This window comes from Bacillus sp. GS3m_15504, assembly GCF_055825275.1.
In genome coordinates, this window is record NZ_JBVVNL010000007.1 from 33,734 (window position 1) to 45,744 (window position 12,011).

The following is a 12,011-nucleotide window of genomic DNA, read 5'->3' on the forward strand; positions in this document are numbered from 1 at the left end:
TCAACTCTTTTCTCTACCTACAATCTTTGCCAGTGGAAATGAAATACGTATATACTAGATACGGAATCTATGAAAGAGGTTGATATAATGAAGACATTTCTTTCCGCCTTACAATGGGCACTATTTATTTTAGCTGGAAGCCTTATTGTACCAATTAGTGTCGCAACTAGTTATGGCCTAGATGGCGCTGAAGCTATTGCATTCGTACAGAGAACATTATTTGTTCTTGGCTTTGCTGGCTTATTGCAAGCTATATTTGGACATAAACTTCCTATTCAAGAAGGTCCTGCAGGCCTTTGGTGGGGAATTTTCTCCCTTTATGCAAGTTTAGGTGTCGTATTATTTGGATCCAGCAATGAAACGCTTAAAGTCCTTCAGTACGCTTTCCTATTAAGTGGTATCATTTGTATTATTCTTAGCGTTTTTGGACTCATCGATAAACTAGTTCGCTATTTTACACCGACAGTCATTGGAACGTATTTATTTCTTCTTGTCGCGCAACTTAGCGGGGCCTTCTTAAAAGGAATGTTTGGTCTTGACGGACAACATACAGAAGTACAAGCTGACGTATTTATTCTTTCACTCATTGTTATTTTACTATCCTTTTTCATTATGAAGCTACCTATTATCGGACAATATTCTGTTCTTTTCAGTATCGTCTGCGGCTGGATTTTATTTGCATGCTTCGGATTATCCAATCCAATAACACCTGTGACAGATATAATCCGTCTGCCATCTCTATTTGTTTTCGGCATGCCTCGCATTGAATGGAACATGGCCATTACGGTCGTTTTCGTTACATTATTACTTCTAACAAATATGTTAGCAAGTATTCGTGTTGTGCAAAAGGTTGTCTCTAAATATGAAGAAAATGCAACGCCAGATCGTTTCAAACAAGCCGGCATCATAACAGGGATCAATCAATTACTAGGCGGTCTATTCTCAGCTATTGGGCCTGTCGCCATTTCTGGATCAGCAGGTTTTATTGCAACGACTAATATTTATAAGCGACTCCCATTTATGTTGGGATCAAGCTTTATTATTGTCGTTAGTATATTCCCAAAGATCACTTCATTCTTTGCAGCAATCCCAGTTGCAGTTGGTTATGCTGCTATCTATCCTGTATTTGCAAGTATGATTGGTCTAGCTTTCCGTGAATACGACACAGTACAAAATAAAGAACGATTATTTAAAGTAGCGGGTCTTTCCATCTTTACAGGAGTCGGGGTTATGTTCGTCCCAGCAGGAGCATTTTCTACGCTCCCACCATTTCTAGCATCATTTTTAAGTAACGGCCTCGTTCTTGGATCTGTAATGGCAATTCTGCTCGAAATACTATTTTCTCGTTCTACAGAGAAACAACTATCGTAAATTGGAAAACTTCCATTATTGCACTCTACCTGTAGAGTTGTTACGATAAATTATCATGGGCAATACGCCTATGATAATTTATCTACTTCTTTCCTAAGAAGTTCGATGTCTTACTATTATTCCTTAACATCTTCATTAACATGTAATTTAAATAAAGAAGGGAACTTTCAATATGACTTATAAAATGATTGTTTTAGATTTAGATGATACGTTATTACGTGATGACCATACTATTTCACCTCGTACGAAAGAAGCTCTAATGACTGCGCAAGAGCAAGGAGTAAAAGTGGTACTTGCTTCCGGACGTCCAACATTCGGTATGCGCAATGTAGCGAAAGAACTTCGTTTAGAAGAATACGGTAGTTTCATTCTATCTTTTAATGGCGCAAAAATTATTAACTGTAAAACAAATGAAGAAATCTTTAGTAGTACGCTTTCTCCTGAAATCGTTCACAATCTATTTGAAATTAGTAAAACTGAAGGTGTATGGATTCACACTTATATTGGCGATGATATCGTAACAGAAGAAAATAATCCTTATACTGAAATTGAGGGCGATATTACTGGTATGCCAATTGTTGTAGTAGATGACTTTAAAGCTGCTGTTAAAGAGCCTGTAGTAAAAGTATTAATGAATAAAGAAGCTGAACGCCTTGTTGAAGTAGAAAAGAAACTACAAAAACAACTAGAAGGACAATTAAGCGTTATGCGTTCTAAACCATTCTTCTTAGAATTTACTGAAGCTGGTGTTACAAAAGGAACGAGCTTAAACCAATTAATCCAAAAGCTTGGCATTAAGCGTGAAGAAGTTATCGCAATGGGCGATAGCTATAACGATCAGGCGATGATTGAATTTGCTGGTCTTGGTGTTGCAATGGGCAATGCACCTGATGATATTAAGGAAATTGCAAACTATGTAACAGATACAAATATGAACGATGGCGTTGCAAAAGTTGTAGAGAAGTTCGTACTAAAAAGAGAAGCGCTTGTTTAATATTTCCACCCATAAAACCTATTTGAAGTCAAATACTTCAAATAGGTTTTTATTTAAATCACCATGCTTTTGTGACTATATTTTGAACTTTGCACTATTCTCGTAGTGTAAACTTTCTTTTTGTATATAATGAAACAAAATAGACTATTTTATTTTGAAAAAGAATACAAATTTACTATAAACAAGCATACATTAAAGGAGGCTACTTCATGTTATCTACACCAATCGGACGATTAAGAGCAATCGGCTTAATTGAGGGGATTTCTTTCCTATTACTATTATTTGTAGCAATGCCATTAAAATATTTCGCAGGATTTGCAACAGCTGTTAAAATTACAGGCATGGCTCACGGCGTTCTATTTATTCTATTCATCTTCGCAGTAATTCAAGTAACAATCGTACACCGTAAATCAATTGCATGGGCACTTGGGGCATTCGTTTCATCAGTTATCCCATTTGGTACATTTGTACTAGATGCAAAATTAAAGAACGAACAACAATAATAAAAAGGTAGTTAACGACTGTTAACTACCTTTTCTATTTATAAATTTGGAATTTCCCAATCAATTTCTCTCTCGCCCATATTAGCTAAAATCGTATTTACTTTAGAGTATGGCTTACTCCCAAAGAAACCTCTTCTTGCTGATAGTGGGCTTGGATGTACAGATTCGATAATATGATGATTTGAATTCGTAATTAACTTCTTCTTCGCCTGTGCATGGCGTCCCCACAATATGAAAATAACTGGTTTTTCACGTTCATTCAATAGCTCAATTACACGATCAGTGAAATGCTCCCATCCTTTTCCCTTATGAGAATTTGCTTCGCCTTGTCGAACTGTTAATACAGTATTTAGTAGTAATACTCCTTGCTCTGCCCATTTCACTAAATAACCGTTATTCGGAATGTCATACCCATATTCATCTCGAAGCTCTTTATACATATTTAACAATGACGGTGGCGTTTTAACACCAGGTTGTACAGAAAAACTTAAACCATGCGCTTGATTCGGACCATGATATGGGTCTTGTCCTAAAATAACGACCTTTGTATTTTCATAACTTGTATACTCTAGAGCGTTAAAGATATCTTCTATCTTTGGATAAACAACATGTATACTGTACTCTTCCTTCAAAAAAACATCCAACTCGCGATAATACTCTTTCTCAAATTCTGGTGCCAATAACGGCCCCCAATCATTTTTCAAAACATGTTTCACACTTTCACTTCCCGTCTAATTAATTCACCATATCCTGCTTTGTAAATACTACAAATGAAATAATAAGAGATACAATTCCCCAAACAGTTAAATTCATTAAAGAAAACCCCATCGATAAACCTTGTAATGCAGGTAGTTTCCCTGATAGATAATCTGTTAATGATAAATTCACACTAAAAATATATTTCGCACCTTCCCAAGATGTTGCAAATGAGCTTAAAATGCCACCTGCAATTAATGCTGCTAACATAACACCCATCCCAGCTGGTGTATTTCGAATTAAAACCGAAACCATAAATGATATAGTCCCGACGACGATAGCAACAAACCAAGCTAATCCATACGCCATCAAGATATATTGCCATTGCGGAATAAGATGTACAAAATTCGTATTTAACGTTTCCTTATCAATAATAAACCCAGTTAAAACAGGTAAATTCCATCCCGAGTATCCAAATACAAGCCCTGATAATATGTATGCAAACACACCTACAAGAAGCAGTATAAGTGAAATGAAGAATAACATCGTCACGTACTTACTAAGGAGTATTTTCCAGCGCCGAATCGGCCGAGTAAGTAACATCTTCATCGTTCCATCACTTCGTTCTCCTGAAACAATATCAATGGCGACAATCATGACGAGAAGCGGAATAAATAATGTAATTCCTTGCTCAATAAATGCCCTTACAAAAGTTGGTGCGCCCGGTGCCATTGGATTAATATCATGATCTAAATAATATTGTTGCTGCTCTACTCTTACCTTTAACCAATCACGCCATTCTTCTGGCAATCTAGAGTTGTTCAAACGGTTTTGAGAATCAACAATTTGTTGCTGCAGCGAAACCTTCCAATCCGTTGTACCTAGCCTTTTTTGTGTCGTTTCTATTTCACGATACTGCGCATATACGAAGAGCGGGATTAATATTGCTAAAATAAGCATAACAACAAAAATACGCTTCTTACGATAAATTTTCTCCGATTCGTTTAAAACTAGATTCGCAAATTCACGCATGCTGCTCACCCCTTGTGAGTTCAATAAATAAATCTTCTAGTGTAAACACAAGCTCTTTAACACTATGTACATCTATCCCGTTTTCTACAAAGGTTTTATTCCAATTACTTATAGATGAAATATGCATCCGGCATAGTAATCGATCACCTTCTATACTCACTTCTCTTACTTCCTCAGCATCTACTAGCATATCCTTTGCCTTAGAAATTGGTGTAACAATCCATTCTACGCGATCACTTGCTGTTTTAATTAACTCTTCAACCTTGGCAACTGTTATCATTTTTCCTTTATGAATAATAGCAACGCGATCGCATATCATTTGTACTTCGCTTAGCAAATGACTTGAAATAAACACGCTCATATTTTCTTCTTTCACAAGCTTATGTATAAATTCCCTAAGCTCTCTAATTCCAGCTGGGTCTAAACCATTTGTTGGTTCATCTAATATGAGTAGTTTCGGATTTCCAAGAAGCGCTTGCGCAATGCCAAGGCGCTGTTTCATACCGAGTGAGTATGTTTTTACCTTATCATGAATTCTCTCATCCAAATGAACCATGTGAGCAATTTCAATAATACGTTCATCTGATATACCACCTAACATACGGGCAAATTGTTTTAAATTTTCCCATCCTGTTAAATATGTATACAGTTCTGGGTTTTCAACGATACTCCCAATTTGACGCATCGCTTCCCTGAAATTTTCCTTAATAGAATAACCGCCGATAGAAATCGTACCTTCTGTTTCTTTAATCAATCCGACTAACATTCGAATGGTAGTCGTTTTTCCGGCGCCATTCGGTCCTAGGAAGCCGAACACTTCTCCTTGTTTTACATCGAAGGAAATATTCTCTACAATTGTCTTCTTTCCAATTACCTTCTTCACGTCTCGTACGGAAAGTATCGTTGTCATTTTACCCCTCCTTGTTCTAGTTTTAATTTACTTACAACATTTTGAACTAATCGGTCCGCCATATATGTATACCCTACTTCATTCGGATGGAAATGATCGGAGTATAATAAATCTTTCCCACGATTTTGGAATAAATCAAATGTCGGTGTAATATACACATTTTTATTATTTATCGCTAACTTTTCTAAAGATGCATTCCAGTCTACAACAATGTTTGAAGACCCCTTTAAATCTTCTACATCTTCAAAAGGATTATATAAACCTAGCCAAAAAATAGGGCTATCTGTATTTAATTTACGAATTTCTTCTATAATTTTCTTCGCTTCATTCTGGAATGTTTCCGTATCCGGACGATATGTTTCTAAATCTATCTTTCCAAGCGATTCCCAGCCCGGAAATAAATCATTTCCTCCAATCGTTAAAACGATTACATCTGCTTGTTTAATTGAATATTGAGCGCCATTACTCTCAATTTGTTTTAATAAGTCAGGCATTTTCGCACCACTAACAGCTAAGTTCGTTAAAGCAACCTTTTGCTTATAATCTTTTTGTAAATCTTCTTTCATTCGTCCAATATAGCCAATTCCTTCTTTATCACCAACACCGCGTGTTAATGAATCACCTAAACTAACGATTTGTAACGTTCCTGTTTTCTTTTTCTCTTTTGCTACTACATCGGTTTTTTTAATTAAATTTGAAGCTCTCGGATTTAATACATCATTTACACCTGAAACAAAGCCATATGCAAATAAACAGAAAGATGCAATTGTAATGAGTAGAATTACTTTTACCACTTTTGATCTCATATCAAAACCCCTTTTAGCCCTCATAGATTGTCCATAATTATACCAAACGCAATTTTGAAAAGCGATTTTCACACCTTATCTAATATGTCGTTTCCCTTTTTACGAATTCTGGCAATAACTCCACGTGCTTTACATCTATTTGCTCATCATTAATCTTTTCATATAATAATTCAAATGCCTTCACGCCAACATTTTTACTAGAATATGAAATCGTCGTAATACCTAAAATGTCTGCTACATCTTGATCATCACAACCGATAATCGTAATATCTTCTGGAATACGAATTCCTTGTTTTTTCGCCTCCGTTACCATTCCCGCTGCAATATGGTTACAAGATACAAGAAACGCAGTTGGCTTTACTGACATACAGGCCCATTCCCTAATTACATTACGCCCGTCTTCCACCGTAAAACAGCCTTTAAACTTCCAGGTCTCTAACGGTGTTACAGCAATCTGTTGAAGTGAATCTTCATATGCTTGTTTTCTTCTTTGGCTATTAATGCTATTACTTCTTCCAATGCAATACCCAATACGTGTATGACCAGCATCTATTAAGTTTTTCATCCCTTGTGAAAACACTTTATAGTAATCAACATGTACACTTGAAATGTATTTTGAATCTATTTCCTCACACATAACGATTGGACCAAATTTCGTATATTCTTCAAGCTTTTCCTTACTATTTGTCCGGGAACATATAATAACCCCATCAAGCTTTTTCATTTTTAACATATTCAAAATTTCTAATTCTTTTTTCTCACTATAATTCGTCTGACAAAGCATCATATTATAACTGTTCTTTGCTGTTTCCTTCGATATGCCTTCAATAATAGCGCTATAATATTGATCATTTACGTGCGGTAATAAAACGCCAATTACATTCGTTTTTCCTTTCACTAAATGAATTGCATTCACATTTTGCGTATAATTTAATTCTTCTATAATTGCTAAAATCTCTTTTCGTTTCTGTTCATTCACATAAGGATGATTATTTAGTACACGTGAAACAGTTGAAACAGATACCCCAGCAAGTTCAGCAATCTTTCTTATATTTGTCATCTCATTTTCCCCTTCCCTGCAAAAATTCTCCCTTGACCTGGTAAGCTTTCCACAATATATCCTTTCCTAGCAAATACATTTTGAAAGGATATACAACTATGTTTCGATTCAAATTAGAATATATATTTTTCATTGGCGGTCTACTCATTCTCGCCATCGGTATTAATATGATGACGACCATTACTTCCTTTGGACTTAGCCCTTATGATTCCTTCTTTATTGCACTATATCAAAATTTCGGGATAAGTATCGGTTTTTGGATTTTCATGATTAACTTCGCTTTTACACTTATCGTACTCTTTTGGAATAAAAAACAAATAACAATTGGTACTATCGTAACGATGGTTCTTATTTCTCTTTTTGTTGATTGGATTGGTTCCACTACAACTATTATGGATGCTATCCGCTCTCTTCCAAAATATATAACACTTATTTGCGGAAATCTATTCGTTGGAGCTGGAATTGGTCTTTACGTCTCTACAAATCTTTGCGCAGCGCCTCAAGAAGCTTTCGTTTTAACGGTTGCTGAGAAGAAAAAATGGACGTTTAGAAGAACAGAGATTTCATTAGCTTTTTTATTTTTAACGTTAAGTTTCTTATTAGACGGGCCCATTTATTTCGGTACAATCATCTTATCCTTTACAACTGGCTGGATTATTCAAGCATTTATTCAAGTTGGCACGCACAGTTTAAATAGAAAAGAACCTATTAAGCAAGCCGCTTAATAGGTTCTTTATTAGTGGAGATACTACTTTGCATCCCCTTCAATTCGATAGTTTGCTTTCAAACAATCTATTTCTTCATACCCTTGCAACGTATGTAGAATATAATCATAATCAGCAAGAGACGCACGGTGCGTTACAATGACAATTTCAGCCTTTCCTTTCTCTTCAAGCGGCATTTGAATAATCTTTTCAAAGCTAACACCACGCTCAGAGAATAAGGAAGTAATTTTTGCAAATACACCAATTTCATCTTTTACATGAAGTCTTAAAAATTTCTTTACAACAATTTCATCTGGCTCTTTTAATACCTTTTGATATTGAGGAACTACAGCACTATTTCCTGTTACTCCTAATCTAATGTTTTGCATTACAGCTACTAAATCAGAAACAACAGCGGTTGCTGTCGGTAAGCTTCCTGCACCTGGTCCATAAAACATCGTTTCTCCAACTGCTTCACCATACACATATACAGCGTTATATTCGTTTTGCACGGCCGCAAGAGGATGTGTATTTGGAAGTAAAGTCGGTTCAACTGTAACCTCTAATTTTTCACCATCTCGCTTCGCAAGACCGATTAGTTTAATCGTGTACCCTAAACTCTTACTGTATTCGATATCTTCCTCTGTAATAGAAGTAATCCCTTTTACCTTGACATCTCCAAGCTCTACATTTGTAGAGAAACCAAGGGTAGCCAATATTGTCATTTTTCTTGCTGCATCTAAACCTTCTACATCTGATGTTGGATCCGCTTCTGCAAATCCAAGTTGCTGGGCTTCTTTTAACACGTCGTTATATGCTCTCCCTTCATCTGACATTTTCGTCAAAATAAAATTAGTCGTTCCATTTACAATTCCCATTACTTTCGTAATAAGATCTGAAGAAAGCCCTTCTACGATACTTCGTAAAATTGGAATCCCTCCGGCTACACTTGCTTCGTAAAATAAATCTGCTTTATTATCTTTTGCTACCGCTAGTAGTTCCGCCCCGTGCAACGCCATTAAATCTTTATTCGCAGTCACAACGTGCTTCCCACTTTGTAAAGCTTGCAGAATATATGCTTTTGCATCATCAATGCCACCCATTACTTCGATGACAACGTCAATATTTGGATTATCTAAAATTTCATGTGCATCTTGTGTTAATAGAGTAGAGGGTACCTCTACTTCTCTCTCTTTTTCAATATTTTGCACTAGTACTTTCGTTACTTTCACAGGACAACCTACTTGGTGTATAAGTCGCTCTTGATGATCTGTAATGATACGAACTACACCGCTACCAACCGTCCCAAGACCTAATAAACCAACTTGAATTTCTTTCATAATACTGTCCACCCCTCAAAAATTGTGTTTAGATGAAATTATATGAGTAAAAAATCTGAAAAACAATGTTTTTAGAACATTCGGAATAATATAGATTAACCTTTACAAAGAAAACGTTGCCACGTGTGACACAATCTTTTTTTATAATACATAAGGGGTTTCTTGATACACGTAATAATTCAGCCAATTAGAGAATAATAGATTCCCATGGCTCCTCCACCGTACAAGTGGCTTCTCATTTGGATTATTATGTTTAAAATAGTTTTTCGGCACATCAATATTTAACCCTTTTTGGCGGTCCCGTTCGTATTCTTGCTTTAACGTATCACAACTATATTCACTATGCCCAAGCGCAAACACTTGCCTTCCTTCCGGTCCAATAACAAGGTGAACACCTGCCTCTTCAGAGTTTGCTAACAATGTTAATTCTTTCACTCCTCTAATATCATTCTCTCGTACTTCTGTATGACGAGAATGCGGGGCGAAAAACAATTCATCAAACCCTTGTAACAATTTCACATGTTGCTCACGGACTTCATGTTCAAATACACCAAACATTTTTTCCTTAAGAGGATACTTTGGAACGCCATAATGATAATACAAACCAGCCTGTGCTCCCCAGCAAATATGAAGCGTAGATGTTACATTCGTTTTTGAATACTCCATAATACGTTTAAGTTCTTCCCAATAATCTACCTCTTCAAAAGAAAGGGTTTCAACTGGTGCTCCTGTAATAATGAGTCCATCAAATTTCTCATTCTCAATATCACGGAATGTTTTATAAAAACTTGTTAAATGTTCCTGTGCTACATTACGGGACAAATGTGATTCCATATGAAGTAAATGAACATCTAATTGCAAGGGTGTATTTCCAATTAAACGAAGTAATTGCGCTTCTGTTTCTTGCTTCGTAGGCATTAAATTTAATATAGCAATTTTCAATGCCCGGATATCTTGTGTTTCTGCTCGCTCTTTTGTCATTACAAAAATATTTTCCTCCTGCAATACTTTGCGAGCTGGTAAATCTTTATCAATTATGATCGGCATGTTGTTTGCCTCCGACTAGCGCTGCTTCTAAATCTGCAATAATATCAGAAACATCTTCTATGCCAACTGATAAACGAATTAAATCTGATGTGACGCCAGCTAAACGTTGATCTTCAGCACTTAATTGTCTATGCGTTGTACTAGCAGGATGTATAACGCAAGTTCGTGCATCAGCTACATGCGTTACAAGAGTTGCTAGTTTTACATTTGCGATAAATTCTTTTGCTGCTTCTAATCCTCCCTTAATGCCGAATGTTAAAACACCACTCGCACCTTTTTTCAAATACTTTTGTGCTAACGAATAATTTTCATTACTATCTAATCCCGGATAATTCACCCATTCAATACGTTCATGATCAGCAAGCCATTTAGCAACTGCGAGAGCATTTTCACTATGACGCTCCATTCGTAAATGCAATGTTTCTAAGCCAATATTGCTAATATACGCATTAAATGGGCTCATACAGTTTCCATAGTCTCTTAATAATTGAACACGTGCCTTCACAATATAAGCTGCCGCTCCAAAATTTTGAACGTAACTTACGCCATGATAACTTGGATCCGGTTCAACAAGTTCAGGATATTTTCCATTTGTCCAATCGAAGTTTCCTCCATCAATGACAATGCCGCCCAAAGAACTTGCATGACCATCAATATATTTCGTCGTAGAATGAACGATAATATTTGCTCCGTGTTCAAATGCTTGGCATAAATAAGGAGTTGCTAATGTATTATCTACGATAAAAGGTACTTCTAGCTCTTTCGCTGCATCTGAAAATTCTTTGAAATTTAAAACGTTCATCGCTGGGTTTCCTAGCGATTCTGCATAAACGAGTTTCGTTTTATCATTAGCAAGGGCCACAATTTCATCAGCTGTTAAATTTGGATTAAAGAACGTAACATCAATACCAAGCTTACGCAAACTCACCCCAAATAAATTAAACGTCCCGCCATAAACTGTGGAAGAACAAAGCAAGTGGTCTCCGCTACTACAAATATTTAAAACGGCGAGCATAATAGCAGCCTGCCCAGAAGCCGTTGCAACAGCCCCTACACCGCCCTCTAATTCCGCCAGCTTTTGCTCAAATGCAGCTAAAGTAGGATTACCAATACGCGTATAAATATATCCTTCTGCCTCTAAATTAAATAACGCTGCTAAATCATCCGAAGTATCATATTTATACGTCGTGCTTTGATAAAGCGGTAAAACACGCGGTTCTCCATTCTTTGGCGTATAGCCACCTTGCACACAAATCGTTCCTTTCCCCCATGATTCTCCCATTTCTCATTCTCCTTTCTTTTATACAAAATAAAAAACTGCCCCTTTCCTGAAAACAAGAAAGGAGCAGTTTGAAAACACGCTCTAAAGGCTCTTTCTTATCTCTCAGGATTTATTACCTGCAGGATTTGGCACAATTCCGTTATACGGCTGTTGCCAAGGTTTCATCGGGCCTGTCCCTCCACCTTTTCTTGATAAGACTATGCAATTACCGTTGATTTTATAGCAATAATTTCCTAATGTCAATTAGTTTTTCTGAATGTTCTAAA

Annotated in this window: 12 protein-coding genes and 1 riboswitch; of the genes, 4 read left to right on the top strand and 8 right to left on the bottom strand. The window is 36.4% G+C overall.

Annotation, left to right across the window (positions count from 1 at the left end; translation table 11 throughout):
* Window positions 1–87: 87 nt before the first annotated feature.
* The 3 genes from AC0L0O_RS27305 to AC0L0O_RS27315 all read left to right on the top strand — a co-directional run bounded on the left by AC0L0O_RS27305 (window position 88) and on the right by AC0L0O_RS27315 (window position 2,868).
* On the top strand, window positions 88–1,371 hold the full coding sequence (locus AC0L0O_RS27305) for a purine/pyrimidine permease (RefSeq protein WP_000847027.1): 1,284 nt from the start codon (window positions 88–90) through the stop codon (window positions 1,369–1,371).
* Between the two features lie 172 nt (window positions 1,372–1,543).
* Window positions 1,544–2,365 carry a Cof-type HAD-IIB family hydrolase gene (locus tag AC0L0O_RS27310; protein WP_000221392.1) on the top strand — a complete coding sequence of 274 codons (822 nt, stop codon included), beginning with the start codon at window positions 1,544–1,546 and terminating at the stop codon, window positions 2,363–2,365.
* 209 nt (window positions 2,366–2,574) lie between these two features.
* Window positions 2,575–2,868 carry a DUF3817 domain-containing protein gene (locus tag AC0L0O_RS27315; RefSeq protein WP_000953389.1) on the top strand — a complete coding sequence of 98 codons (294 nt, stop codon included), beginning with the start codon at window positions 2,575–2,577 and terminating at the stop codon, window positions 2,866–2,868.
* Window positions 2,869–2,906: 38 nt separating this feature from the next.
* On the opposite strand, the gene AC0L0O_RS27320 is transcribed toward AC0L0O_RS27315, so the two are convergent.
* From AC0L0O_RS27320 to AC0L0O_RS27340, 5 genes are read right to left on the bottom strand one after another with little or no spacing between them, the layout of a single operon-like run.
* Window positions 2,907–3,584, bottom strand: coding sequence for a uracil-DNA glycosylase (locus AC0L0O_RS27320; RefSeq protein WP_000683466.1), 678 nt, complete (start codon window positions 3,582–3,584; stop codon window positions 2,907–2,909).
* Between the two features lie 19 nt (window positions 3,585–3,603).
* Window positions 3,604–4,596 (bottom strand): ABC transporter permease subunit, encoded by a 993-nt coding sequence (locus AC0L0O_RS27325; RefSeq protein ID WP_001206490.1) that lies wholly within the window; start codon window positions 4,594–4,596, stop codon window positions 3,604–3,606.
* The gene (locus tag AC0L0O_RS27330; RefSeq protein WP_000207739.1) at window positions 4,589–5,506 is read right to left on the bottom strand and encodes an ABC transporter ATP-binding protein; all 918 of its coding nucleotides are present in this window, start codon (window positions 5,504–5,506) and stop codon (window positions 4,589–4,591) included. Before AC0L0O_RS27330 ends, AC0L0O_RS27325 begins: the two co-directional genes overlap by 8 nt.
* Entirely contained in the window at window positions 5,503–6,384 is an 882-nt protein-coding gene (locus AC0L0O_RS27335; protein ID WP_011733543.1) for an SGNH/GDSL hydrolase family protein, read from the bottom strand. The genes AC0L0O_RS27330 and AC0L0O_RS27335 overlap by 4 nt, the downstream gene beginning before the upstream one ends.
* Window positions 6,385–6,391: 7 nt before the next feature.
* The gene (locus AC0L0O_RS27340; RefSeq protein ID WP_255181910.1) at window positions 6,392–7,372 is read right to left on the bottom strand and encodes a LacI family DNA-binding transcriptional regulator; all 981 of its coding nucleotides are present in this window, start codon (window positions 7,370–7,372) and stop codon (window positions 6,392–6,394) included.
* Between the two features lie 98 nt (window positions 7,373–7,470).
* Here AC0L0O_RS27340 and AC0L0O_RS27345 point away from each other — a divergent pair, with 98 nt between their 5' ends.
* Entirely contained in the window at window positions 7,471–8,097 is a 627-nt protein-coding gene (locus AC0L0O_RS27345; RefSeq protein WP_000488228.1) for a YczE/YyaS/YitT family protein, read from the top strand.
* A 23-nt stretch (window positions 8,098–8,120) separates the two neighbouring features.
* Here AC0L0O_RS27345 and AC0L0O_RS27350 read toward each other — a convergent pair whose 3' ends face one another.
* The 3 genes from AC0L0O_RS27350 to AC0L0O_RS27360 all read right to left on the bottom strand — a co-directional run bounded on the left by AC0L0O_RS27350 (window position 8,121) and on the right by AC0L0O_RS27360 (window position 11,745).
* Entirely contained in the window at window positions 8,121–9,416 is a 1,296-nt protein-coding gene (locus AC0L0O_RS27350; RefSeq protein ID WP_000659098.1) for a homoserine dehydrogenase, read from the bottom strand.
* 141 nt (window positions 9,417–9,557) lie between these two features.
* Entirely contained in the window at window positions 9,558–10,463 is a 906-nt protein-coding gene (metA, locus tag AC0L0O_RS27355) for a homoserine O-acetyltransferase MetA (RefSeq protein WP_001121524.1), read from the bottom strand.
* Window positions 10,447–11,745: a bifunctional O-acetylhomoserine aminocarboxypropyltransferase/cysteine synthase gene (locus AC0L0O_RS27360; RefSeq protein ID WP_000504765.1), complete on the bottom strand. Its 1,299-nt coding sequence runs from the start codon at window positions 11,743–11,745 to the stop codon at window positions 10,447–10,449. The genes metA and AC0L0O_RS27360 overlap by 17 nt, the downstream gene beginning before the upstream one ends.
* 92 nt (window positions 11,746–11,837) lie before the next feature.
* A riboswitch (SAM riboswitch) is annotated at window positions 11,838–11,943 on the bottom strand.
* Window positions 11,944–12,011: the final 68 nt, after the last annotated feature.

Excerpts from the sequence above, each read along its gene's own strand:
- AC0L0O_RS27305 (WP_000847027.1), top strand. The coding sequence starts at position 88 with ATGAAGACATTTCTTTCCGCCTTACAATGGGCACTATTTATTTTAGCT.
- AC0L0O_RS27310 (WP_000221392.1), top strand. The coding sequence starts at position 1,544 with ATGACTTATAAAATGATTGTTTTAGATTTAGATGATACGTTATTACGT.
- AC0L0O_RS27315 (WP_000953389.1), top strand. The coding sequence starts at position 2,575 with ATGTTATCTACACCAATCGGACGATTAAGAGCAATCGGCTTAATTGAG.
- AC0L0O_RS27325 (WP_001206490.1), bottom strand. The coding sequence starts at position 4,596 with ATGCGTGAATTTGCGAATCTAGTTTTAAACGAATCGGAGAAAATTTAT.
- AC0L0O_RS27330 (WP_000207739.1), bottom strand. The coding sequence starts at position 5,506 with ATGACAACGATACTTTCCGTACGAGACGTGAAGAAGGTAATTGGAAAG.
- AC0L0O_RS27340 (WP_255181910.1), bottom strand. The coding sequence starts at position 7,372 with ATGACAAATATAAGAAAGATTGCTGAACTTGCTGGGGTATCTGTTTCA.
- AC0L0O_RS27345 (WP_000488228.1), top strand. The coding sequence starts at position 7,471 with ATGTTTCGATTCAAATTAGAATATATATTTTTCATTGGCGGTCTACTC.
- AC0L0O_RS27350 (WP_000659098.1), bottom strand. The coding sequence starts at position 9,416 with ATGAAAGAAATTCAAGTTGGTTTATTAGGTCTTGGGACGGTTGGTAGC.
- metA (WP_001121524.1), bottom strand. The coding sequence starts at position 10,463 with ATGCCGATCATAATTGATAAAGATTTACCAGCTCGCAAAGTATTGCAG.
- AC0L0O_RS27360 (WP_000504765.1), bottom strand. The coding sequence starts at position 11,745 with ATGGGAGAATCATGGGGGAAAGGAACGATTTGTGTGCAAGGTGGCTAT.